General features: G+C 45.8%; 21 protein-coding genes. 5 read left to right on the forward strand and 16 right to left on the reverse strand.

What is annotated here, in order from left to right:
- Window positions 1–93: 93 nt before the first annotated feature.
- On the reverse strand, window positions 94–729 hold the full coding sequence (locus H8K36_RS09220; protein WP_186915950.1) for a hypothetical protein: 636 nt from the start codon (window positions 727–729) through the stop codon (window positions 94–96).
- Between the two features lie 260 nt (window positions 730–989).
- Between H8K36_RS09220 and H8K36_RS09225 the strand changes: the two genes are divergently transcribed.
- On the forward strand, window positions 990–1,259 hold the full coding sequence (locus tag H8K36_RS09225; RefSeq protein ID WP_186915949.1) for a hypothetical protein: 270 nt from the start codon (window positions 990–992) through the stop codon (window positions 1,257–1,259).
- A 4-nt stretch (window positions 1,260–1,263) separates the two neighbouring features.
- On the forward strand, window positions 1,264–2,325 hold the full coding sequence (locus H8K36_RS09230; protein WP_186915948.1) for a metallophosphoesterase: 1,062 nt from the start codon (window positions 1,264–1,266) through the stop codon (window positions 2,323–2,325).
- Between the two features lie 43 nt (window positions 2,326–2,368).
- On the opposite strand, the gene brxL is transcribed toward H8K36_RS09230, so the two are convergent.
- The 15 genes from brxL to H8K36_RS09305 form a co-directional block, all read right to left on the reverse strand.
- Window positions 2,369–4,483 carry a BREX system Lon protease-like protein BrxL gene (gene brxL, locus H8K36_RS09235; protein WP_186915947.1) on the reverse strand — a complete coding sequence of 705 codons (2,115 nt, stop codon included), beginning with the start codon at window positions 4,481–4,483 and terminating at the stop codon, window positions 2,369–2,371.
- Window positions 4,484–4,503: 20 nt separating this feature from the next.
- The gene (gene pglZ, locus H8K36_RS09240; protein WP_186915946.1) at window positions 4,504–7,011 is read right to left on the reverse strand and encodes a BREX-1 system phosphatase PglZ type A; all 2,508 of its coding nucleotides are present in this window, start codon (window positions 7,009–7,011) and stop codon (window positions 4,504–4,506) included.
- Window positions 7,008–8,885, reverse strand: a complete 1,878-nt coding sequence (locus tag H8K36_RS09245) for a GmrSD restriction endonuclease domain-containing protein (RefSeq protein WP_222611183.1) — start codon at window positions 8,883–8,885, stop codon at window positions 7,008–7,010. Before H8K36_RS09245 ends, pglZ begins: the two co-directional genes overlap by 4 nt.
- Window positions 8,878–12,408 (reverse strand): BREX-1 system adenine-specific DNA-methyltransferase PglX, encoded by a 3,531-nt coding sequence (gene pglX, locus H8K36_RS09250; RefSeq protein ID WP_186915945.1) that lies wholly within the window; start codon window positions 12,406–12,408, stop codon window positions 8,878–8,880. The genes H8K36_RS09245 and pglX overlap by 8 nt, the downstream gene beginning before the upstream one ends.
- A 3-nt stretch (window positions 12,409–12,411) precedes the next feature.
- Window positions 12,412–12,816: a hypothetical protein gene (locus H8K36_RS09255; protein WP_230404447.1), complete on the reverse strand. Its 405-nt coding sequence runs from the start codon at window positions 12,814–12,816 to the stop codon at window positions 12,412–12,414.
- Window positions 12,817–12,947: 131 nt separating this feature from the next.
- Window positions 12,948–14,009 carry an AAA family ATPase gene (locus H8K36_RS09260; protein ID WP_186915943.1) on the reverse strand — a complete coding sequence of 354 codons (1,062 nt, stop codon included), beginning with the start codon at window positions 14,007–14,009 and terminating at the stop codon, window positions 12,948–12,950.
- Between the two features lie 13 nt (window positions 14,010–14,022).
- Window positions 14,023–17,574 carry a BREX system P-loop protein BrxC gene (gene brxC / locus H8K36_RS09265; protein WP_186915942.1) on the reverse strand — a complete coding sequence of 1,184 codons (3,552 nt, stop codon included), beginning with the start codon at window positions 17,572–17,574 and terminating at the stop codon, window positions 14,023–14,025.
- Between the two features lie 11 nt (window positions 17,575–17,585).
- Window positions 17,586–18,242 carry a DUF1788 domain-containing protein gene (locus H8K36_RS09270; RefSeq protein WP_186915941.1) on the reverse strand — a complete coding sequence of 219 codons (657 nt, stop codon included), beginning with the start codon at window positions 18,240–18,242 and terminating at the stop codon, window positions 17,586–17,588.
- A complete protein-coding gene (locus H8K36_RS09275) occupies window positions 18,239–18,856 on the reverse strand; it encodes a DUF1819 family protein (RefSeq protein ID WP_186915940.1) in 618 nt (205 codons plus the stop codon). The genes H8K36_RS09270 and H8K36_RS09275 overlap by 4 nt, the downstream gene beginning before the upstream one ends.
- Window positions 18,846–19,064: a helix-turn-helix domain-containing protein gene (locus H8K36_RS09280; RefSeq protein WP_186915939.1), complete on the reverse strand. Its 219-nt coding sequence runs from the start codon at window positions 19,062–19,064 to the stop codon at window positions 18,846–18,848. Before H8K36_RS09280 ends, H8K36_RS09275 begins: the two co-directional genes overlap by 11 nt.
- Window positions 19,065–19,452: 388 nt before the next feature.
- Window positions 19,453–20,211, reverse strand: coding sequence for a hypothetical protein (locus tag H8K36_RS09285; RefSeq protein WP_186915938.1), 759 nt, complete (start codon window positions 20,209–20,211; stop codon window positions 19,453–19,455).
- Between the two features lie 130 nt (window positions 20,212–20,341).
- Complete coding sequence (locus H8K36_RS09290) at window positions 20,342–20,707, reverse strand: helix-turn-helix transcriptional regulator (protein ID WP_186915937.1); 366 nt, start codon at window positions 20,705–20,707, stop codon at window positions 20,342–20,344.
- A 14-nt stretch (window positions 20,708–20,721) separates the two neighbouring features.
- A complete protein-coding gene (locus H8K36_RS09295) occupies window positions 20,722–21,162 on the reverse strand; it encodes a hypothetical protein (RefSeq protein WP_186915936.1) in 441 nt (146 codons plus the stop codon).
- Window positions 21,163–21,332: 170 nt separating this feature from the next.
- On the reverse strand, window positions 21,333–22,055 hold the full coding sequence (locus H8K36_RS09300) for a hypothetical protein (RefSeq protein ID WP_186915935.1): 723 nt from the start codon (window positions 22,053–22,055) through the stop codon (window positions 21,333–21,335).
- A 105-nt stretch (window positions 22,056–22,160) separates the two neighbouring features.
- Window positions 22,161–23,159, reverse strand: coding sequence for a helix-turn-helix transcriptional regulator (locus H8K36_RS09305; RefSeq protein WP_186915934.1), 999 nt, complete (start codon window positions 23,157–23,159; stop codon window positions 22,161–22,163).
- Window positions 23,160–23,551: 392 nt separating this feature from the next.
- On the opposite strand from H8K36_RS09305, the gene H8K36_RS09310 reads away from it, so the two are divergent.
- The 3 genes from H8K36_RS09310 (at window position 23,552) to H8K36_RS09320 (ending at window position 25,072) form a co-directional block, all read left to right on the forward strand.
- Window positions 23,552–23,977, forward strand: a complete 426-nt coding sequence (locus H8K36_RS09310; RefSeq protein ID WP_186915933.1) for a hypothetical protein — start codon at window positions 23,552–23,554, stop codon at window positions 23,975–23,977.
- A gap of 29 nt (window positions 23,978–24,006) precedes the next feature.
- Window positions 24,007–24,483, forward strand: coding sequence for a hypothetical protein (locus H8K36_RS09315; protein ID WP_186915932.1), 477 nt, complete (start codon window positions 24,007–24,009; stop codon window positions 24,481–24,483).
- A 157-nt stretch (window positions 24,484–24,640) separates the two neighbouring features.
- Window positions 24,641–25,072, forward strand: a complete 432-nt coding sequence (locus H8K36_RS09320) for a hypothetical protein (RefSeq protein ID WP_186915931.1) — start codon at window positions 24,641–24,643, stop codon at window positions 25,070–25,072.
- Window positions 25,073–25,136: the final 64 nt, after the last annotated feature.

Genomic DNA, 25,136 nt, shown 5'->3' on the forward strand with positions numbered 1-25,136 from the left:
CAAGTGCAATTGGCCTGACGTCACTTGACACAAACTTTAAGCGATTTTGAACGAGTTACTAAACTGATAGTGAAGAATTCTCCACTGTCTCGATTAACCAGCTGATTGATGAACTTGCGGCTCGTACCCAGCGCTAATCGTGCCAACGACAGACTTTGGGGTAAGGACATCAACGACCAAGGTATCTGAAAGGATATTAAATCGTTCTACATATCCTGTCCCAGACCAATCGAAAAATTTACTTTTCCATTTAAGTACAGCGATCCCGTCAATTAAGACGAAAACACCATCTGGAAGTTCACCTAATATTGCCTGGTAAGTGACTTTTGTTCCATCGCGCTGGGTGCGCTCCGCGTGCATTTGCTGGTCTATTTTTCCAATGCCAATACCATTTGCATCAGCTGCTTCAGTCGATGGGGCGTTCGCCATTTGCCATCGAAGTTTGAATTCTTTAAAGCGTTCACGACGACAGTCACCACATGGCCGATGCCCTGCCGATAACGCTGTCGCCTCATCCAAAAAAAACAATTCTGAATAATTGCCCTTACTAAAAATCTCGCGTCGTATGCCTTGATACTGCAATGAACAGGTCACCCATGCTTTATGGCGCCACTTCTTGACGATTCTTTTCTCATCGTCGTGCAGTATGCCGCGATTACCTAAAAACTCACCACGCATGTTTAACGCCTGCAACTCTCCCAAAGGGGTAACACGGTTTTGTAATGTCATTTGGTCTGTTCGATAAAGGAAAGGTTGCGACTGCGATTATTTTACGACAATAGAGATCGTACTTACCCGCTCCAATGAGATAAATGCTCTCATGCTTCACAAGAATTAAATACGGGTCGACGGTACAGACTACACTCAATTCTTTCTCAGACCGCCCACGATACAGATGTAATGCGACAAATATTGTCGCGACTTTGGTGCAGAATCATAAACGTACTCACAATATTAGATATGCCAATTTCTCACTGAAAGGAAATTATATGGAAAACGGTTGGGTGCCAGTAAATCAAGTCAAAATACAACCTGTCAGCAAATTTCCCGCCAAGGTATCGGACGAAACTATCGATTTTTTAGAGGAGCTTCTTAGCGAGTCGAAGTCTGGAAAGCTAGTCGGCCTCGCCACAGTTGCACTCTCGCTCGACGGTAAATTCAGTCTAAATTTGCGCGGAGAAGCTCGCATTGAGGGCAATCAAATGAGTGTTGCTGGTATGCTTGCAGCATTGCAGAAAATCGTTTTGGAGAATCACTAAGAATATGAATTCATCTTATGCCTTGATTCAAACACTTCCTCCCGGCACGCTCGATATCATAGGCGACATCCACGGCGAAATTGATTCATTGCGTCAGCTACTTCAAGAACTCGGTTACGATGAAGAAGGCAAACACGCTGAGAACCGGCACCTGGTCTTTGTAGGTGACTATTGCGACCGCGGCCCAGATAGCCCAGCCGTCATTGCGTTGGTTGAAAAGCTAGTAAAGGCTAAGCGCGCGTTTGCCATCCTCGGCAACCATGAATTAAATCTTCTTCGGAATGACGCCAAAGATGGATCGGGATGGTACTTTGATTCGCAATACGAACACGACCAAGAAAAGTTCGCGCCGTTTAAACGAGCCAATGAGGAAGAACGTGAACAAATACGCTCATTCTTATTGACACTTCCGATCGCGCTTGAACGTGAAGACATCCGTATTGTGCACGCCGCATGGGATTTGCCAGCAATTAAGAAGCTAAAAGCAAACGAAGGAAGACCATTGCTTGATCTCTACAAAGAATGGCATCTAGCGACGCAACATAGACTCAATGAAATAAAGCCTTTAGTCGAACAGGAAAAGTTAGATTGGCCGCATAGCCTTCATCACAAACATGACATACCGCCGATGTTGCATGCACATGCACAGAAGGATGTCATAAATCAAAACCACAACCCAATGCGCATACTCACGTCAGGCATAGAACGCGAAGCAAAGGTGCCGTTCTACACCAGCGGCAAATGGCGCTTCGCGGAGCGTGTGCAATGGTGGAATGAATACGATGAAGCGACGCCTGTCGTAATTGGCCACTATTGGCGGCAACCACACAAAATCGATCGCTCAGTCATTGGCAAAGGTGATGCTGACTTATTTGCCGACATAGAACCTGATGCTTGGCATGGCAAGCATCAGAATGTGTTTTGTGTGGACTTTTCAGTTGGCGGAAAATGGTCTGCGCGGAAATACGATATTAATACCTTGCATGATTTTCGCTTGGGGGCTTTGAGGTGGCCAGAGGATAAAATTTTCTTCTCAACCGGGAAAAAATCGTCAAAACGCTCCTAATGTACATTTTATACAGTGCAATGCCTCATGCGATTCACGGGCATCAGTTTTGCATTTTTAGTTCATTTTTTCTATCGGGAATTCGAACATAGGTGACGTTAAATTCCTTCGATTGCCGGTACTGCTGCATTCGATTTGAAAAACTGAACGCATCATTAACATCGAACCGCTGGAAAATATCCAACCCTCGACTTAAGACAATCTTCCATCCTGTATCTGTGGTTATATCACGATCATGCTTTGTCCCAGTAGTATCGTACTCCCACGTCAATTTAATACCAATAGATAAACATGAGTCACTCATTTTCTGAAAGTTTTCGCTTTGCCTGTCGTTGTTAAATTCATCCTCCGCAGTAACAATATGTACGCGAACTTCTTCATCCAAGGAACAATGCTTACTGATCGTTTCCAATAGCTCCATCACGTTTCGCTGCTGATGAAACAAACGAAGATAAGGATCAGTGACCGTAATGACATGCGAACCAACAAGATATGGTCCAAAAATTTTGTCAAAACTCACTCCTCTCTGGTTTTCCTGGAATGCAATGTGGCACTCACGCAAAATAGACTCAGCCCGATTTCCCAATCCACGATCAATCTTCTTTTGGCCATTGACGTCAGGCTCTGAAGCGATATCAGATTCAATTTCTATCTCTTTAGTTCCATCATCGGAACTTTGTAGGTTCACGGTACGGTGATACGCGTTTGGATATTCATCCTCTTCCAAAGTCCTAATTACGATTTCTTTTCCATCCTTAGTGATATAAGCAAATTTAACCTCTGGATAAGTTGAATCGATTCTTAGAAGTTGATCTTTAACGCGTTTTCTACCTTCAATCGCTGTGCGCAGAATTTCTTCAATTTCCGCATCAGTTGCCTCACCTTGCGGATATAAAATCTTCATTAGACCAGAAAAGGTTTTATTGATCCCGTCCCGATCTCGAGTAGAGAGTGCTTCAGAAAGTTGGAACTTTGATTTATATCTGTCAGAAAAATCATGACTGCGCAATGAGCGTAGAATTTCTGCGAGGTAGTCCACAACGAAGCCATAGCCATCTGAGAACATTTCACCTCGTATGACATCTACTTCCCAACCCGGGATGTAATTATGTATCCGATCTAAAAAAGCAGAGTCATGAAATTTCTCTGGCAGCGGATCAAACAAATCGGAATGTTTTAACATGTATGGAACGGTATGGTCCGTATTGCCAACAAATGCCATACTAGCCTCGGCACCGAGCGTTTCTACACCTCTCGAGAACGTCTTGTTCGCCATGTAATTTTTCAAAATATCGACCAACGCTTTATCGACTTTTTTTTGCTTACCCGCAAATTCGTCGAAAGCGACCACATCCCAGTAGCCAACCAATCCAAGCTTTCCACTGCTATTATTCACAAAAAGTTTGGGAACCGTAACTTCTCCACCTGAGATCAAGATACCATGTGGTGAGAATTCTGAAAAAATGTGGGACTTTCCTGTCCCTTTGGGACCGAGTTCAATCAAATTATAATTACGTTCGCAAAATGGAATCAGCCTGACTAGTTGACTTAGCTTGTTTCGCTTACCAAACAATTGAGGATTGAATCCAATACTTTGAATTAGTAGGTCAATCCACTCTTCGGTCGTGAACTGTTTACGTGCCTCGACATACCTGTCAAAGTCAAAGTGCGAGAGTTGAATCGGCTTAATTGATGAAAGTATCCAAGGCGACGAGTTCTTATCTTCCGTGAACATGTACTCGAGATCAGCGATACACCAAACGCCACCAACAAGCAACTTAGGATGAGTCTTAACTGTAGCGGAATCAATAATTACTTTCTTTATCCCTAAATTGGCGAACTCAGCCTCGTAAGCGTCTGATTTGTCATTCAATGCGACGCTGATACGATCAATGACTTTATGTCGTCCTTTTTCTTTTATCGTCGAGCGAACCAAACCGGCTTCATTTCGATGTACGTAGTGTTTACGCAATATCTCTCTTACGGTGTCGATCCCGGTTTCGATAGTGGCCTGGTCATCAGTAGCGCAATATTGACCAAGGAGGTATTCCAAAACATAAGTTGGCACGATCGCGTTACCCTTGACCGTTTTAACGAGATCTTTGCGAACCACCAAACCAGCAAAATGCTGATTTATCTTGTCATCTAACTGACTCATAGAGTTTCCCTAGCAAACGCTTAAAAATCAAATTCACTCGTAAACGATCGGCGAATTGTATAACGCAAGGCCTTGTATTTCGTAAAATGTGATGTACCTTCCACTTGCTCTTCCAAGCGTAGCTCAACCTGCTGGTTATTGGAATCGTCTGCCTTACGGCTTAGCATGAAGCGTACATGTAGTTCTCGCTCGCGGGGATTTTCTGAAGAAAAATCAAAGACCAAGTCATTACTATCTGAGATAGATTCGCCACTCAAAGTGAAAAGCCCCGCCCTCAATCGTCTAGCCTGCAACTTCTCAGTAACTGGGTTGGTCTGATAAAAAACCACCGCCAATTGTCCGGTCGTGATTGTTTTGCCGCCGCCCCCGACACATTCCACGTCGACACGTCCCACATCACTATGACGTTTTTTGTTAATGCTTATAACCGGAATCACGACTTCCTGCAAAGTAGCTCCCCCATGAACAAACCTACTTCCAGAACCTTTCAATCGTAGACGATTAATGGACTTTGGAAATTGAATTTCCAAATTACCTACCAGTGACAACTGCGATGAACTGAAGGTTTTGAAGCTAGGTTGTGGACGGAGCCCATTGCCTAAAACAAAACGACGATCAATATATTGAATTTGACGCCCCTCGGGCTCTGTACTTAGAAAATCACTTTCTGCCAATGCCCGGTTTTGGTAGATGAACCCGTGATCCGCTGTAATAATCAAATTGTTAGCATTGGCATTAGTCAACTTTTTCACAACACGCAAAAGTTCATCAAGTGTCTCTTCAGACGCCGCGAACACACGCTCTTCAGTGTCCCTAGTGTCACCCGTTTTATCAATCAAATTATGATAGACATAAACCACATCATGATCACGGATCAGTGCACGTGACTCCTCACGCCCCATACTCATCACATCTTTGGCCAACACAACTGTCGACGCAGGCACCGCAGCAGCCAAAATCTTTGAACGATTCGCAGATCCAACACTACTCTGACCATCAACCAGAGCATGCCCGCTCCCATCATCGACCAGTTCTAAATTTTGATTCGGTAACAGTGCTGCCATACCAAGTTGGGTGTAACTTGGCAAACTAGATAGAGCAGGCACCAACTCAGCGTCAAATTTATCTTCACGGCGGATCATACCTTGAAGCTCTTCGCCAATTTCATACCGAAATGCATCTGATATCAACACGCACACCTTATTCTTGCGCTCCAAGTAAGGACGCACAAAACAGCTGAAGAACTGTGCCTGTGATACGACCGGCGTTGCGTCCCAAAGCGAGGTCGCATCAACGTGTGTTTGCCATCGATCATTCAGACGAACGAGATAATTGTTCGTGTATAAATTTTCGATCAAATTGTTTAAATCTAGCAGTAATGTTGCTTGGCCTGATTCTTTCGCGTGATAGATAAATTTACGGTAGCGCTGGTCTAGGCGGAACCAAGTATGGGCATATTTTTGTACTCCATCTTCAAGTGAGCTCATCTCCAATTGAGTGATACCCAAGATCTGTATGAACTGCGCACCATGCTCAATCGCCATGTAAACATCTTCAAAACGATCAAACCAATGCCCCTGTCGGCGTTGCCGCACCCATTGCTCCACTTCCTGCGCAGTAACTATTCGAGCCGACACATCACGCACTAAATCACTCAGAATCTTCTGATCAATTATTTCAAAATAGTCGAGGTCCATCAACGTGCGGTAATCCAGTCCTGCTAATTTTTCATCAATCTGCAAGACCGTCGCACTTTCATTCGCTAGTGTCTCAAAGCGCTGATTATGGGCTTTACTGTCTTTCCAACGCCGAATAAACACATGTGCCTCAGAATTGAGACTTGCCTTACACTCCGGCTCAACGTCAGCAAAAAAACAGGTCTTAAAAAGCTCGATTACAAAATCACGTAAGCTGGGTTGTTGCGACGTATAGCCATAAGCGCGTTTCATGCACTCCCAAAAAAACTCTAGTAAGCCGCTACGCTCAATCAGTTTTATACGAGTTTCGATACTTTCAGCAAGGTCGCCTAGTAATACTTCCAACATAACATCAAGCCGCGGCTCCGTCCCTACGCACACGGCTAGCATCTTTTGACGCAGGGCATTTTGAGTATCGCTAGTTTCCAGCATTTGCCGCAATGCCTCACGTCGTTTACTCGCCTCAAAAAAACCAACATGGGCCTCAAGAAGTGGGTAGCTATCTTGCCCTAACTCCAGTTCTGCCAGCCACAGAGCTACCTGGTCGGTGCGAAAAGTATTCCCGCTTGCTAACTGCAAATCGAGTAGCCAATTATCTAAAGGGGCAGGTTCAGGTCCGTCACGATAAAGCAAAAATTTTTGTGTTGGTTTATCACGCAAAACTCGATGTTTGACGCCAAACTCGTTGTTGGCCAATTCAATTTTCTCGACACCGGATATCTCTAAATTTTCAAAATCTGTACGAAATTCATGCCTTGTATCGTACCAAAATACGACCCTTTGCTTGTCGAATAGATTCGACAAAGCCTGTATTATTTTTTTATTGCTCATTGGTCAGCCTCAACTTCCTCGTCTAAAACAACCTCAGTAATCAGTGCATTTTGGCTGACCACGACATTGCTTCGTAATCGCTGCATCAAGACCTCACGTCGCCTTTCACAAAAAGCGAGAAAATCCTCAAATTGCAGACTGTCTCCTTCTTCCAGCAAAAGGTCGCTGTGTTTAACGCCGCTGTTAGTTCCTGACAACCAAGCAAACAAGGACTTATCTTGCTTCGAGCGATTTTGAGATTCATTTAGTAGATGCAAATTTGCGATCGAATTCCAATTGATCGGATTTAGGAACTCAGATAATTTACTCGAATCATCTTGCAAAAATTTGTGCTTGGAAAGCTCAGTTTTGGTAAAAGCACTCTTTGGATGTAAGTGATCCATATCCACTTTAAGATTTTCATTTATTTCTGGAAAAAGCAAACCAAGTACGGAGCGACAACGCGCATCTCCATACTGAATATCGATCAAGCCTCGGAGAAACGCCTCATCAAAGCGTAAATCTTTATTAGTGGCAGTGAAGGCTTCTATGATTTCTTCGAGCGGAAAAATCCCTCTACTCAAATTTTCTGTAATGAGCCGTTGCATCTTTGCCAGAACGCCGTCTGCTTGACCACCAAAAATTCCCCGTAATAGCACCATGTGCAGCCACTTTGAAAGTACAATGCGCTCTTCTCGATGCAGGTCAATATTCGTAATGCTCACATACAGTGGTTTGTCCTGGTAGGACTGCTCGTACAAATAATATGCCACTGGAATCACCGCATTTTTTGCCCTTAGAGATTGATCATTCAATCCGAATAGCCGCATCAGCTTAAAAGTCGCGACAATACAAGCTCTAATCTGTGGCCACTGAGATTGAATCACTCTGACTTGATCAGCATTGAAATTTTTTACTTTAAATCTGACATCTGCACCAATTAGCATCAAGCAAGTTTTCAAAATCCAGTCGCGTCCGACCGAAAACTGCGTTTCCGAACTCTGTCTAATTTCGGTAATTAGATCATCGATATCCTTGCGTGCATCCCCTTCCCAGTTCGCGATCGCAATAGACATGAGTAGAGAGCCGAACTCCAACGGAGTTCCCCCACTGTTCGTTCGGATGAAAACATCAAGTACATGGTCGATATCTTGGCTTTCTTCATTGTAGTAGTGAATAACCTCGTCTCGCCGGACTAAGTAGTACAACCGAGTCAATGCCTTACGTGCAAACTTGTTATCTGCCCATTTATGTTCTGCCAGGTAAGGAAGCACTACCTCCATTAATATCTCATCATCAGAACGTACATCAGGCATGCTCAATACCTTACCGACCTCAAACCAGAATGAATTAGTATCGAATTGATACGCCGCAATTTGCTTCTCCGTCAGAAATCGAAAGTCATACTGACTCATTGATTCGTTCTCTTCACCATCAACGCCCTTACTCAAATTAAGATACAGTCGTCGTGGTGGAAGTGCCTCATCGGTACGTGTATTTGGCCACCAGATACGTGGCTGTTTATATGCGTAAGTTCCCTTCAAACCGATATAAATAGAAGTCAGGCGCTGCTGCCCATCAATCACCGCTTTGAAATGTTTAAAGTCGCCCTGAGTTGGAACATAATCGTTCGACTCCTTGAAGCGCTGGCAATAGTCAGTCAAGAAACTATAGAACCGATATTTATTTTTAATTTCCTGACTTGTGACGTCCCACATCATAAAGGTATTGATTGGGTATTCCCGCATCAACGAGTCAAACAGCGTGCAAATCTGCTGCGTTGTCCAGACGAAGTTACGCTGGATCGCTGGAAGAAGAAAAGTACGATCATCGATATTGCGTACAGCTTGACGAATGGTAATAGCCTTCTCAAATCCGCCTGCCATCTCAGTCATCTTCCTTCGCATCCAGCCCGACAATTTTCTTCAGGGCTGCGCCCAGCTTGAGGTAATTGACTTTCACCCCGTCGTCCAGATTCAGGGGCTCTTGCTTTGTAGCCAGCGGGTAGAGCACGTCGCGTTCGTAGTCGTCCAACTCCTGCAGCTGCTTCTTGATGGTGTCGTTTTCCTTGTTGGCGCGGGTCTTCTCGACTTGGCTGGCCGTGGCGCTGACACCCACCTGCTGCAAGTAGCTCAGATGTGCGGCCAGCTTGTTGCGGAAGTCGCGTAGGTAGCCGTTGAGCACCACACTCACCGTATCCGGGCGGTAGCGATGCAAGTAAATCAGCGCGTTGAACGTGCCCTTGGGGCTGGAAAACAGCCAGTAGATCGGACGCTTTTTGTAGCGCCTGACGTGATCGCTATAGAACTCTTTGAGGAAGTAGTCGCGGATCGGTTGCGGCTTGCCTTTCTTACCCAGCGCCTTTTCGACAAACTGCAGGTTTTCCTCGTAATGCGCCTCGCCAAAAGCCACGCGCAGAAATTGGCGGAAGCGCTCGGTGATGTCGTCGGTGAACCAGTCGCCGTCTAGCATAGGAATTACGTTGTCGTCGTCCGCCGGAAAGCTCGGCTCGGGAACCTGACGCAAGTAGTCCGCGAGGGTCTCCCCCTGGCTGGCCAGGATCAGCCCCGGCTTATCCAAACTGTAGCGGCCAAACATGCAGCCCACCGCGTAGCTCACCAGCTCGCGCATGGTGTCGGTGAGAAGTAACGCCTCCAGCTCGTCTTCGCTCTTGTCGTCCCCGTAGCGGTAGTACGGGTTGCAGGTGAGCGTGACCTCGCCCAACGGCACCTCGGGCGTTAGTTCGTCCTGTAGGCCGTAGACGTCAATAAAAAAGCGGTTGTTTTTCTCTTCCAGATGTTGCATTTCCTGCGTCATCTCACGCCAATGTTCGCGGACCTTACGATAGGCTCCTTTCAAACTTGGCTGTCTATAACTAGGTTGCAGAAGCTGCAGCATGGTGAACCCCCAGGACTTTTCGAAACTATCCCAGTCCTCTTGCGATTTTTTTAATAAATCAAATACCACTTGTTCTATTTCATCGTTCTGCGAAACTTGAACATACGGAAGGCTCTCAAGATACCCTGGATGTAAGTTTAGGGTTGGATTAATGGCAGCCAATGCAGCCTCCGCAACTTTGGAGTTCAAGTAGCCGAGTAATACCATTTCACTATTGGTATCTGTCTGCAATATACCTGCCGCTGCATCAAACAAGAACCCACTAGGAACAGCCCTAAAAGTCGGCTTAGATGTTGTAACAACGGTCCAACTAATCCCACGGCGAAAAATTCTGTCAAGATTGAAGTTGGTGGCACGAACTCGAGAGCCATCATCTGTCAAATCATTGCGAATTTTATAACCATCGTTCTCCCAATTTACGAAGCACTCTGTATTTCCAGACCACCTTCGGAATTCACCGCCTTTGGCATATGGGAACCAGGGCTTACTGGACTCAATAGATTCTGTGCGACTTACACAATGAAACGCCGCGCGACTATAAGATACTTCTGACCAATCGCGAACAAATTCATCATTATTGGCTGTCACTAGTCCCTTCGCCGCCCTTGCAAAAATTCCTACTTTTGAATTACTAGAGAAGCAATTTAAAAAAGCCTCACTAAGCCAATAAGCTAGCGGGTTTCCTGGCAGACTTTTAAAGTCATTGGAGTTACGAACGTAGATAGGGCCGTTGGATCTTCTGTCCAAAAAGACACTATTTTTATCTGCAGATTGTGGTGCGTCATTTAAATTCAGGTAAGAGCCATAATGCCCAACTGAGCCTTTAACAATAACAAAACTGGAGGCTAGTGCCACTTTTGAATTCAATTCAGGGAAGCTGTTGTATCCAATTTGGACGAATCCAGAAATGCTGTGGTTTTGCAGAATTTTCGATCTCAATCCCTCAAAGGAAGATAAAAACATCCAGCTCTGCATAGTTACCATCGCAACAAAGCCATGGTGCTTACTGAGCTCTAAATTTCGGTCTATGAACATAGAATACAAATCAGCCTTGCTTGCGGGGAAGCTTTTATTTGCCCAGGCTTTCATCGCACCAGTCATTCCCCCCCCTCCCATATAAGGGGGATTGGCAATCACCACATGGTATTTCGGGCTCAGGTAATCGGCCTGTCGCAGGGCTTGCAGGGCCTTCTGATGGGTTTGACTGAGGAAGAGATGCACGAAGACATTCTTTGACTCCAGAATCCTTAACATGCCGTCTACATCAGTGACATCGGGCCGGATCAGGGAACCGAAGTTGTCGGCCTCTTCAAACTGGCGTAGCGTCGTTTGTAGCGGTGCGGTGAACAGGTCTCGCCCAATAAAGCCCATGTACTCGGTCAGTTCACCCACATCAAACTTCACGTTTTCCAATACGCAGATATTGGGCTTGATGCCTTTGTTGAAGAACCTACGCTGTTTGGCGCGTGCCTTCATGGTCAAGGCAAAAGCGGCCAATTCTCCGGCGCGTTCGTCGATCTCGATGCCGTAGAGGTTATGGGTGAGAATTTTTTCCGGTATCTCCGCAGCATCTACGCCTTCTTCTTCATAGATGGCATAGAGCAAATCGAAGGCATAGGTCAGCATGTGGCCAGAGCCACAGGCTGGATCACAGATTTTGATTTCCTCAGGGCTGCTAATCTTTAGAAAATCGGTTTCCGGTTGCTCTGGCTTGATGTAGTAATCCATCTTCTCGGCCAGCCTAGAACCGGGCCGATTGAGCATCCACAGGCGACCAAGGGAGTTTTCCACTAGGTAACGTACGATCCAATGCGGAGTAAAAAGCTGGGTGGCGGCGGGGATGTTTTCGGGCGTGATCTTCTGGTTTTTTTTCAACCCCTCGAACACCGCATCTTTTTTCTCGGAAATATAGAACTGGTAGAGCCAGCCGATCACCTCGACATCTTCGCAAGCATCCGGCGTCATCGCTTCGCGGGTGTAGGCGAGGATGGAGTTGCCCGATAATAGGTCGTCGGGCATCAGTAGTTCGGTGTAGTCGTCGATACGTTCGAACAGGAATGGCATGGCGCGGTGAAAGGCGTTGCAGGCCGCGACCACCAGCAGGCGATAGGCCTCCCCTTGTGGATCATGACTGGGCGATTTGCCCTCGAGCAGCGCAAAGATTTGCTGGCGGACTTTTTCCGGCACTGTCTCGTCGTCGATGTGCCCCATCTTGGCCTCAGCCAGAATTTCGGGCTGAAACTGCCCCTCAACGGGTGACACTACACCGATGCGGGTGTAGCGGTTCACATCCATAAAGCGCAGTGCGCAAAAGCGGTTGAACCAGATATAGGCCACGCATTCAATAACCTGTGCCTCGCCTTGGCTCTTGATTGCTTCTTCAAGTGTTTTGATGGCCTCGGCATTTTCACGCCGTGCGGCACTGCTCGGTTGCAAAACCAGTTGCAGGCGCGCCTCAACCAGCTCCATCAGTGTGCGACGGGCGTATTGGGCAAAGCGGCTTAGTTTTGTTGTTTCCATTTATTATGCTCCTGCGGCTGCGACAATGCGTGTGACCGGCCACTTGGGGAAATTTTCATTCCAAGTTTCAATATTGAAGACTTGGCAGTTTCTTACTGGATGTCTTTTCCAGCGTGGTGAGCTTTTATCCGCTGGGGAAAGTTTTTTGGCGATTTCATCCGAAAAATTCGGCAAAACCTCACCCTCAAGGGTGACCAAGCTGAGGTAGTGAATTTCTTTTGACAGTCTGTCTTCAGCCCAGCGGTAGAAAAAGCTATCGATAAATTTTGAGGCAAAAGTCGAACTGAGTGTTCCATCGTTCAATTCGTCTCGAAACTTTTGAAGCCCCTTTTCCTGTGCTTTGGGATTACCCGGATCTTTCACCTCAACGAACAGGATTGCCTCGTCAAGCTCGACGATGAAATCCACTCGATGCATTTCTCCAATGCCATGATAGTTCGGTTTGCCAGACTTCATTTGATCGAAGACCAATGTATCAACCGCATTGGTGAAGTCAATCTCGATACTTCGTTCCCTGAGTTTGGTGTTCAGCGATGCGCTCATTTGCCCAAACCACCCATTTTCTTATTGACCTGTTCTTTCGTGAGTTCGTTGAATGTGTCGGCAATGGCATTAGGCGTGATTGTGCGGTAATCATCCACGCTGTCCACTTGAACGCATCCTTCGTCATTGCGATAGAGCGCGTGGAAGCGAACATGATCTTCTTTGCCTTTATCCATCAGCAGATCAAACCACTTGAGCAACACATAATCATGCGTTGCTAGGATGATTTGCTGACCGTTGCGTGATAGTTCCAGCAGAATCTCGACCAATAGCCTCATCAGCTTGGGGTTCAAGTTGGTTTCGGGTTCATCCCAAAACAGCGGACCACTGACTCCGGGCTGAATCGCGCCGGTCTCTAGTAGCCGAGCGAGCATTCCCGCCTTGCGAAACCCTTCTGCCATGGAATTGGCGGAATATTCGGTATTTTCGGTTTTGAAGGTAACCTTGCCGCCGCCGTAGAAAACAAATCGTCCACCACAGACTTGTTCGATCTCCGCCATCGCCCATTTCGATTTTTCACGCAAATTTTCCGGGCGGATTTCCGGAAGATCGAGCAACAGGCAGACGTCTTGGTATGACTGGTCGAACGAAAGTCCGTACTTCTCGTAAAGGCTATTGAAACCTTTCATGAAAGACAGCACTTCTTTGGTCGGAATGAAAACGGCCTCGTTCTGAAATTTCTCATAATGAGTCCGACTCTGGATAGCAAGTGTCCTAGAGTTATTAAAGAATGTCGTCGAACATTTCTGCCCTTGGAAAAAACGAGCAGTAAAATTGGCCTGCTCAGTCGCCCCTTGACGATGCAATTTACCGAGCTTGTCATCCAGTGGCATGAAAAGACGTAGTACTTTGGTAGTAAGTGCAGTTGCAAGCTCTTCGTCATTAAGATCCGACTTATTCTTGAACAGAGGAGCACCAGCACACAAAGCATAGGCCGCCTTTAGTACATGGGTTTTCCCTGTGCCGTTCTCGCCGACGATTATGTTAATCTTGGCAGAGAACGTGATGTCCAGCTTTTCAAAGCCGGTAAAATTGGTGAGTTCTAATTTTTCTAGCATTGGAAATCTCTTCTCATACCTGTACGCGGTTGCCGGCCTGAATCTCTTTCAGCCAGGCTTCACGCTGTTGTTTGAGGTACTCGTCCAACTCAGCCTCGTTGGCCAACCAGGGCTTTGGATACCCGATCTTGATGGTGCGCGCTGGCACCAAGCGAGGCTCAGCAACGACAGACGTGGGCGCAGTTGCCTGTGGCTTACCGCCTTCCACTGGCGGAGTGGTGTCGTTGGGAATGTTCGGGGGCAGCGCAACGGGTTTTGGCTTGGCCAAGCCTTCCAGTTGCAACAACAACTGTGGATAGCGTTCATCTTCAAAGTGACGTAACTGATCGCGGATCATGGCGATCCGTTTCTGACCTTGCAGCACTTGCCCCGCTTCGATAAAAGGCTTTGAAAGTCTGGCTTGGTCGTCTGGATTTATGGTGGCGTATTCGTCGGTGGCTTGAAGACGCAATCCAAGCTCATCCAGTCGGTTGGCTGCGGTTGCCTTTTCGCTGGCTAGTTGATTAGCGATACTCTGCTGCAACGCATCCAGTTGTGGCTTGGTTTGTTGCAGTCGATTGCCTTGCCATGGGCTTTTATCGACCAACAGGGCCTGCACAATTTCAACTTCAGTCGCGGGAACGTAGGCGAAGTTATCCTCTTGTTCAGCAACGAGTTGGCGAGCTTGATCAAAAATAGCCTTTTGCGGGCTTTTCATGAAGCGGCGCAGCGGGTCAACCAGTTTTTCCTTGGTGTCCAGCAGTGCATCTTCTGCTCGGGCAAGATCGGTCAGGAACCAGTTGACGTTCTTCTCGGATACTTCTTTCAAAGTGACCAGAACGGCATCCAATACATTCAAGAATGGGTACAGGGCTTGTTGAGCGTTCAGCTCGACCAGCTCAATTTCCAGATCCTTGATGGCATCGATCGTCTCGCGAGCCAATGCCCGAGCCTCGTTACTAGCGGCAGGCTTGTCGAAGAAGTCGGCAAAGAATTCTTTGAGTGTGCGTACTTGTGAGGCCGTGAACTCCACCTGTGGCTCCAGGACCAGTGTGGCGTGAGCGTTGGTGTTGCGAAGGCTACGCTCCAGAGCCTCTGCCTCCAAGGTATTGCTGTCTTGACGGATCTCGACCTTGCCACGCGCACTGAGCAGGGCCAGGTTGCACAATATAGCCGCGTAGTACCAACCGTAGTTCTTGCGCTCGAAGCGCTCGATCAAGCTCTTGACCGTGGTACGCACGCCGCTTCGCGCATTGCTCTGAATGAAGGCGAGCAGTTCTTGCTCCGCCTCAGTCAGACTGGTGGCGTCGTTGGCCAGCAAACCGTCTTCGGCCATACGCAGATGCTTGCCCACATCTGCTTCATTGAACGGCAGATCGCGCAACATACGTAGATTCGGGTAAGTGATCTGGATCAGATGATCGAAACCTTTGAGCACCCGTGTCTGACCATCCTCGCTATTGACATCAATATCTGCTGCGTTGATGATCAGTGCAGCCTTGCCAAGCAGCGCTTTCGCCCGCACTTGCAGGTCGCTTAGACGTTCCGTGTTCTGGAATCCTTTGGCGTCCAGAATTCGTTTGACTGCCTCTTGCTGCGTGTTGCTGTTCTGACGGATATATTTCTCCGTGCGCTTGTGCATGGTCAGGTCTTGCATGAAGCGTGCATCGGCAGGAAGCACCACACGCAACTCGTCCCGGCCCATGCTTTGCATGCGCTGCAGAGCAATGTTATCAAAGTTATCAGACAGCGGTGTAATGATATGAATCGCAAGTTCGTACTCCCGGCTCACTGCCCGCTCATCCATTTTTCGGGTGTACGCATAGTCCTGGCCGTTACTGTGCCGGATCTTGCGCTGTTTGATCACACCGTCGAAGAGCAGCGTCTCCAGCTCCTTAATTATATCGGCTGTTTCGACATCCGTATTCTTAATCTCTTCTTCTACGTCCTTTTCCTCATCGGTCAGGTATTCGTATAGATCACCACTACGCTGAATGTAGGTCTGTTGCTCCAACAAATTCAGCGCCGCTTCCAGCTTTTTACGCTGGGCAGGAACGTCTTCGCCAAAGCGTTCCAACATCAGGACACTCAGATTGCGCAGTGTGGCCTTGAATTCTTTAACGTACTTGACCAAAAAAAGCGCCTTGAGAACGCGGATTGCATAGGGATCACCCAGGTTTCGCTCTGCCGTGTTGATAGCACTCTGTATGCCACTTTTTAGTGCCCCACGAATGCCTTCGAACATGCGGTCGAACGTGGCTAATTGCCCAACTGGTTCGTTATCGATGGCAATGGCTACTTCGCGGAAAACGCCAAGCATGGAGCGTTCACCGACAGAGCTGGCCTTGCCTTCAAATCCGTTGTGGACAGAGATGCCACGAATGGCCGATTGAAACAGCGGGAACTGATACGGTACAAAGGGGTAGGCATAAATGAAGTGATCTTCATCCCGGAAGTTTTGGTAAGCTTGGCCACCGTCAGCAAAGTCAAACAGGGTTTTGAAGTTGTTGACCTGTTGGGCGTAGGTTTCTTTTAAAAGCTTTGAGCCAATTTCGTTCTTAGTAAGCAGCCGTTTCTGGATCACCTCGGCGACATCTGCGCTTGTGAGCTTAAGACGATTGGCAAAACGCGCTTGAATTTTCGTGAAGTCATTGCTTTGCTGCTTGCTCAAGTCGCCCAGCACAGAATTCATATCCTCCTGCGCAGTAACAATAATCCACGCGCGTCCCTGACACTTCGTGGCCAAGCTCTCAGCTACGGTTTGCAGATTGGTCATAAGCTTGGTGTTCTCGGCTATGTACTGCCCAACTTCATCAACAAAAAAATTGAGCCGGAAGTTTGCAGGTTTTTTATCCAGCCATGCTTTGACTTGATTGCCGAAGTCCTCTATCGAAACACTATACTGGCTTCGGTACTTGTCGAGAATTCCTTTCGTTAGTGCTGGATCTTCACCAGTTATTTCAGCATATGCCTTAGCAATATTGCCGGCTTCCAGCAAAGCTTGCTCACGCCCTCGCTCCCAAGCTTTATTTGCATGACGTAGATATGCATCTTTGAACGCATCAAACTGGTTACGGCCGTCAAGATCTCGCTCAAATTGTGCGATGTACCCCTGCTTGCCGAAATATCCGCACATCTCATTGAACACTTTCACAAACACAGAAAGAAGGGCATCGACTTGTGTCTTACTAATAATGTCCGCTTTTTGATCAATGTTAAACAAAATGCTCTTAGATGGGATAGCGATCGCCCTTTTTAATGAGGCTCGAAGGAGCTCATCTCCCATTGGGATCTTGGCAAGAAAAATTTCTAATGCTTGTTCCCCACCGACCTCACGGTTTTCAAGTAACACCGCAAGCATTTTCAGCAGATGTGATTTACCAGATCCAAAAAAGCCGGATACCCATACACCGTTCGCGCTGTGGTAATCGTTGTACGCATCAAGAAAGTGCTCTAACCGTTTAGCAACTTCATTTGTTAGTACATATTCACTCAATTCATTGTGTAAGCTTGATTCATCGTCAGCTTTAATCACACCCTCTATCGGGCGGCTCACAGGATTTAGAAATATACGATTAAGTTCCAACTTTTTTCCTCTCAGATCTGAGTGTCAAATATGTTAAATGCTCGATAATATTTGTCATCGTGAAGCATACCAAAAAGCTCAAGCGAAGCACCCTGCTCTAGCGAGTAGCGATACTCCCCTGGAAAAAACATCACAGTAGGTTTTTCTTTGGCTGTGCTTTGCAAATTATTGAGTACATTATGCGAACGGATGTATGGAAAAACCTCCCCGATCCCAGATAAAAAAAACACGTCATATTCAGTCTGATCGATGCGTTCTCTGATCGCGGGAATTAAATAATCCTCAATGCTCAGAACATTTTGTAGCAACTCGAGAAGACTATCTTTCTCATTTTCAGTTTCGATGGACAGTATTTCGTCCCACAAATTTGTGTCTGGACTACTACCTTCTCGAGCCTTTAGGAGGTCTACACACAAATCATAGAGGTTGATTTCCAAAACCTTGACTCCCCGCCCCCCCAAGCAATCAATTGCGCCACTGGCAAGGGTAGTAGTGAGCTGCTGTATTATCCTCTGCATTTCAAACGTTTCTGATGCTTTGAACTCGCAAATATAAAATGGCAAATCGTTGTTCAGTCCTCGCATCTGAAGAAACCTTTGGCTGCTTATCACTTTAACTAAGTGATCAAAACGAACCGAGATCTGCTGCTGGCTTATTTTTTTATTCATGCTAACCATCGCTGAATATCGTTGTCGGTTGCAGGAAATACTTGAAGATCACTAATGTCATTCCGCGACAACACTTGCGCTAATCTGGGGCTTACCATCGCTGCTTGAATATGCAGATTGTCATCAACCAAATTTGCCTCCCGCAACATTCTGAACAAATTTTGTCGCAATTTTTTACTCGTCGAGGGAGCAATGCTATCAAGCTCCTCATGCCACAGAGACTTCGAATTCAGAAACGCGTCAAAATCACTAAGTGGCAAGTGTCGCCTCAAAACCAAATAATGCTCGCGCACTACTTCAGTTGCAAAGTCACGGATAAAGGAGTAACGCCTACAAACCGCAACCCAAAGTAAGTATCCTAGATCGCGAAAGTTGAGATAAACAAGCTCTTCGAGCTCTTCCTGAGTCAAAAATTCGAGCCGAGCGACGACCTCCTTGCTTATGCGCAGTGAAGCTGTAGACGTTCTAACTTGAAGTAAATTCTTTTCGCGAACCATGTCCCTGACTTTTTTCCAATCACCCAAGTCTAGATAAATTTCAACAATACTCGGAGTCTCAGCGATGAAAAGACCACCTGTCGTAAATGACAGCCGATAACGTTGATCATTGGCCATTTTCATCGCCCTCGGACGCGTCATCGCCATGAATAATTTGTTGCTTTATCCAAGCGTCAATGTCAACGAGCGAAAATCGCCAGCTTCCTCCCACTTTGAAGGCTGGTATTTGTTTCGCGGCCGCTAACCGATAAATTGTGCGCTCCGTAACTTTTAAGTAGTCTGCGACTTGCTTTATGGTCAAAATCGCATTTTCATTCACACTCATAGCCGCAACTTGGGAAAATTAGACAAGAAACGTCATAATAGTGTAAATTTTTCAAATCACCAACCTCGCCCACTAAGCACTTAATGTAAGCGACTAATAATTTTCACGCCAATCTTATCGTCCAGACCGATCGATAAATTTTGCCGTGGACCTTAACATTTTTCTCAAACCAAACATCAGCTACCTTGGCTCGAAAAGTCTGAGTTTTTCTATACCGGCAAAGCATCTTTACCAAAGAGCCTCACCAAATCAAGTCCAGCATTTGGAAATTGATAAGCCACAGCAAGTCGATTTTTAACAAATGAAGCCTGCTCGCTTCTAGCCCTATTTCAACCCAAGACTTTCTTGGCCGAGGATATTCAACCATTACTACAGATCGCCTTGAAGCTTAGTCCTCCCACCGTTTATGGAGCGTACGAATAAATGCATCCGATCGAAGGGAGCTACCATCTGGTCCAATCAAAGAGACGGAGCCAACTGGCAATCCAAAAACTCGTTCAATTTCTCGCTTAATATGACCAATTCGAGCATCGCTTCGTGCGGCTCTATATCTAGCGTTTTGAGTTGTTTTAGAACTGATCGTTTTCTTAGATTGATTAGGTGCCGAAACAATAAATCGAAAATCATCCTCTTCGGAGAATTCATTACTTTCGACCAATAAGCCGTCAGGATCAGTAAAAAATTCGTCTCCAACAGCGGATGTTTCCAAATCACTTTCAACATTAAACTGACTCTTTTCAACAGCCAATGAATACCAATTCATCATATCCTCAGGCTCCCAAAGCATACCCTCTTCGAGATGAAAGGCTTTCAATCCTTCCGATGGATACATATAGTCACTGAATCTAGACTGTATTCCTACAATTCGCTCAAATCTAACTTTCAGGAATTCTAAAACCCCAGGATTGCTCGGAATAATCAAGAACTCAGAGCTAGAATACTCCCCAAAATTTACACTTGCTCCACCGCACAAATAGACAGTAGACACCGCGCCTTTGTGGGAAAGTGCATACTCTGTCAAAGCCTTCGAGACGATTTCATAGAACGTGACTCCACTTTTTTCGATGCTCTCAACATTCACTTCAATCGTTGGTGACGATATTCTTCCTTCTACAAAATTCAAATCTAGAACTGAACGCTTTAACATTTACTACTCCTCAAATAGGTCAATTCATTTTCTCAATTCGAAAAAATCAATATTTATACTGATTACTGAATTCAAGTTATGCTTCAAGAATTCAAACAATATTCATTTAAACATTTCAGCCGTCTTCGATTCATGTCAACGGAGAATTCTCCATAACTAAAGTACTCTGCTGAATCACAAAATCTTTAATGCTTTGAGGGGAAATGACATTATCATCTGCCCCAAACCCCAACAACCACCAACGAAACCGCCGGGTATCAAGAACCTTAGCTGTCACTTCCAAAGTCGCATCATCGATCTCGCGAACATCTTGGTGGTTCGACAAAGGGGTTTCTTTCAAATGAAATCCCACTCCGTTATAGAAGCGCAGCACCACCTCAATCTCTGGCGCATCGCCACTAAATCCAAATGCGCCGCCAGCGATGTAAGTGTCGAGGTCGAAATCCTTGGGCTTGTTAGTTTTGGTGGGAAGCCTCTGCTTGCGCCGTTGAACCACAATCAAAACCAAAGCTACTTTGAAAAAGGTGAACCTAACTTTCCTTTTTCAGCGGCCTTTTGTGCGTTCTCATAAAAAGGAAAGTCTTTTTCATCTGTATTCCCCATCGTGCCAATAAACTTAAGGCGCTTACTTTCAACCCATCCAGACACTTCTTTCTTGTTTTGATTTTTAGGGACAAAAACGACATAACTCCATTCACCAAACTGCTCGTGGGCAACCAATAAATCCCCGGGGATAACAAATAGATTATCGATGCGACAGTTCAAATTGGGGGCTGCATGAAAGTACAGTCGCCCACTACCCGCCACGTTATAGCCTAGTGCGGGGAACAGACTCATGGTTTCTTTTTCTGGTGGTTCACCACACTGCTTGCCAGGTACAGCTGCTTGTGACACTGAACAAATCATGACGGCAAACGCCATTCCTACAAACTTCATTGCAAGCAAACTCACGTTAAATTCCTTATTTCAAATTACTTATTTAGGCATCCTGCCAAAGCCCCGCCCCAGCGATACTCCGCGACAATCCTGTTATAAACGAAGATAAGCGAAAAAATTCGTTCAAAATCAGCTACTCTGTTAAAGCGGGATCGCTGAACGTCAGCCGAAATGTACTCGACCAATTAATTTTGAAGGTTAGTTTGGATAAACTTACCTTTGACCAATGTCATCTCATCAAACAAGCCTTGCGATCCAACTGGAAGAATCACGCTATTGTCACTTAGTTGAACCTTAAACTGGCCATAGAACCTGCCAAGCAATGTCCAATTTTCTTGCCTTCCCTCATCAGCGACGCTACCTGGCGGATGGTATTTAATTACATTTACGTCGATCCCATATTCGGAACCTCCAAGAACGAAAACTAGTTCCGGATTGCCGTCGCCATCAAAATCATGCTGGGCGGCCTGAACATAACAACCCTTAACGATCCCAACGTCTTCATCAAAGCAATTGCTGTTTACACTCAGTTCGACTGGTAGCTGAATCGCGAACTTGCTGAATCTCGCGATCACTTGTACCTCACCAGTTTGAACTGCCGATCGAATTTCCAGTTCACCAGGAACGATTGCGCCCTTTAAATCCGGTTTGAAAACCAGAGACTCGAATGAGGATTTACCCCACACCCATGAATGAGTCAAAGGGACTTTTTTATTGTCTTTAATAATCTCAATGAAGTGTTCTTCAACCGGTTTAGCCGACTGACTTTTCTCGATTTCCACAGCAGCTTGTGAAGCCTTGTTTTCTGCAATCACATCCTTATTTACCGGCGTACGAAATGAATATCCCACAAATCCTGCACCCAAGACCAACGCTGCAATTCCTGCACCTAAAGCAATTTTCTTCATTTTTTCAAAGTTAAGTAAATTAAAAAAGAGTTTCCAACACTTACCGAATCAAAGCTTTAACTATTTATCTCCTTACAAAAAGTACGAATTACTTCAACCTGATTTTCATTTGTCGTAGTGGGACATCGCAAACGCTAGTTGCTCAGCAACTTCTCTTCTAAATCTGTCGGGCGACAGAACTTCTACATCTGCTCCAAAGCCCAACAACCACCAACGGAATCTCCGATTATCGCGAACCATAGTAGTCACTTCTAACGTCTGCATATCCAAATCACGAATGCTTTGGTCTTTTGATAGCGGTGTTTCCTTCAGATGAAACCCCGCCCCGTTATAGAAGCGCAGCACGACTTGGATTTCAGGCGCATCGCCACTAAATCCAAACGCACCAGATGCTATGTACGCATCAAGGTCAAAGTCTCTCAATTTTTGAGTCTTCGTTGGATGCATCTGAGCTGAGTGAATACGATGAAGCGCGAGAATACGCGCCGAGTCGTGCCCCTCAAAATTGGCAACTAAATATTGAGCTGCGCCGTGTTCGACTAGTCCCAATAGATTGATAACGTATTCTTTAGGCTCTGACTTACCTTGGGCCTGGTAGTGGACTCGCAATTGATGATCACGCAGCAGCGCGGCGTGCACTTCTTTTTGTACCTCGTATGGCACATGCGGCTTCATCAATGGTTGGTTGGCTGGCACGGTGCGAATTTTGTCAGGCCACGAGCGAATTGCACTTTTGGCGATGCCACTTGATAGCGTGCGTTTGGCTTCTTGAAAATAAGGTTCCAAATCTTGGGCCAAACTCTCAGGCAGCAATTGCTCGGCAAGTTGTTTGAGCATAATAAAGCTCACGGCTTCCGCTTCACTCAAACCTGGAAACAAGTTGATTGCGACTCCTTGGGCGTAGCGCCACCATAACGCATTATCTTTTTCATCGGTGACGATAGGATATGTCAGCGACAAACACTGCAAGTCTCGCTCAACGGTGCGTTTAGAGATACTGTGTCCAAGTGCTTCTAACTTTTGGTGAACATCAATTGTCTTGAGCGCTCTATCTTTTGACAGCATCTTCAAAATATCAAAGTGGCGCTTTAATGCATCAGACATCCGTTCTCCCAAAAGTAAGCGCATCACTTAATGCACTTTTCATCCACGCGAAATAAAAATAGCTGCTAATCATATGGCATGGACAACAACTTTGAATAGGGCTTGTCGCAGCTTTTTGACAATTTATTTTCATCTATCGAAGCACTAAAAAATCACGAACAAATTTACATGTAAATGAATTTATATTTTCCGTTTTATTACGCGTAAAAATGATCTGCTTTCAGGGCGTTTGGAGTCTCAAACAACAAGCTCGCTTGATTTGATTTCTAGGTTAACGATGCATCGCGACAAAGCTTGTCGCATGTGACTTTTATGCTGAGCTGAATTTCGAAGTGAACAAACATTTCGAACAAAATCTGAAATGAAAATATTTCTAAGCTTGAGGACATACTATGACTGCACAAGCGAGTGAGAAGCTCATTCACCAAGGCAAAGGGCTTCTCATGCATTCATTACCCTTAAATCGGTGCCGATCATTCAATATCAAAGCAAGAGAACTACTCATCAGCAGCACGGGGCTATGGCGTGGCTACCTAGGTGACTGGACCATCATCGATGGTCGCCTTTATTTAATAGGTATTCATGGCACATTGAAAAATGGAGAAAAGGTATCGCTTTACTACTTCTTCCCAGGTTACCCGAATATCGTCTTTGCTCATTGGTCCAGTGGTTCCCTCGAGGTCATGTTTGGCAAATGCATCGAATACATCCATATGGGTTTTGCCAGTCGTTATGAAAAAGAGTGGCACATCTTTGTCGAAAATGGCGTCGTCGTCGGCGAGAAAACTATTCTCAATTCCCCAGTTCAACGACCATAAGAATATAGAACCTTATTTGAGAGCTCAGCATGACCGAAGCGAATACACCTAAGACAGTCCTTAATAAGATAGCGCAATTTATCTTATTGTCCCCCGTCCTATTATTAATGTCGCCCATGCTCATTTATTGGACGATTGAAGATATTCGATTTAAAAGACGCCCCAAAGCACAACCGCATGTGTTTAAACCAAAGATTAGTGAGCTCATCGAAAGGCTCAGCATCGACACAATCGAAGCAGCAGAGCTTATCTATGACCCGTTGGATGCGGTACCACGACTTCCATTTGGCCATGAAAATTCCTGTTGGGTAGAGTTCAAGTCTCATCTTGAAGTAGACGATGAATTATGGTCGTTTGATGCCCAGATTGAAAATGAATGGGGCTGTGTCGAATATTGCGAGGGCTATGCCTCAGTCCGAATTAGCACAAACGAAATTGGAGAGTGTTTTTTTACGCGAAGCTCATCTGTACCCAGGACAAACCAGCATGATGTAGGAGTTCCGTAAGTGTTGAGCCTACATCGAACGAGATATCAAAGAAAACCCAAGTATGTCAAAAACTATCTTGCAACGGAATATGTTCGAGGGGCTCCATTGCGACATCAAATGCCGCATCTCAACAATAAAGTATTAGCTCATTTTTTTACTAAGCAGGAGGCAAACAATGACTGCACAATTTGCTGAAGAGTTGCATTACAACGGTATAGAAATGAGACTTTTCTCATTACCTTTAGAAAGTTCGCCTCATTATCAAGAATACGCTCCGAAGATTCAATGCAATTGCACCGCACTTTGGCGAGGCTATATCGGTAAGTGGGAGATCGTTGATCACTCTCTCTATCTTATTGGAATTAAAGGAGAGACCGTTGAAGGTCTAAATATACAGCTAAGCGATATCTTTCCTGGTTGCTGCGATCGTATATTCGCCGAATGGTACACCGGCAAACTTCGTGTTCCGCGTGGGGATTGTATGGATTACGTGCACATGGGGTTTTTTAGCACCTACGAGGAGGATCTATTGATCTTTGTCGAAAACGGGATAGTGAAGATATCCGAAACGATATCTAACATCAACCCCGGTTTGCCTTTGCAATGAGATCAGAGCGATCACTTCATCACGTAAACCATGGAACTAATTCGCTTTTCTAGTAGTGACGACG

It is taken from the genome of Affinundibacterium nitidum (assembly GCF_014284155.1).
Taxonomy (GTDB): Bacteria; Pseudomonadota; Gammaproteobacteria; order Burkholderiales; family Burkholderiaceae_D; genus Undibacterium; species Undibacterium nitidum.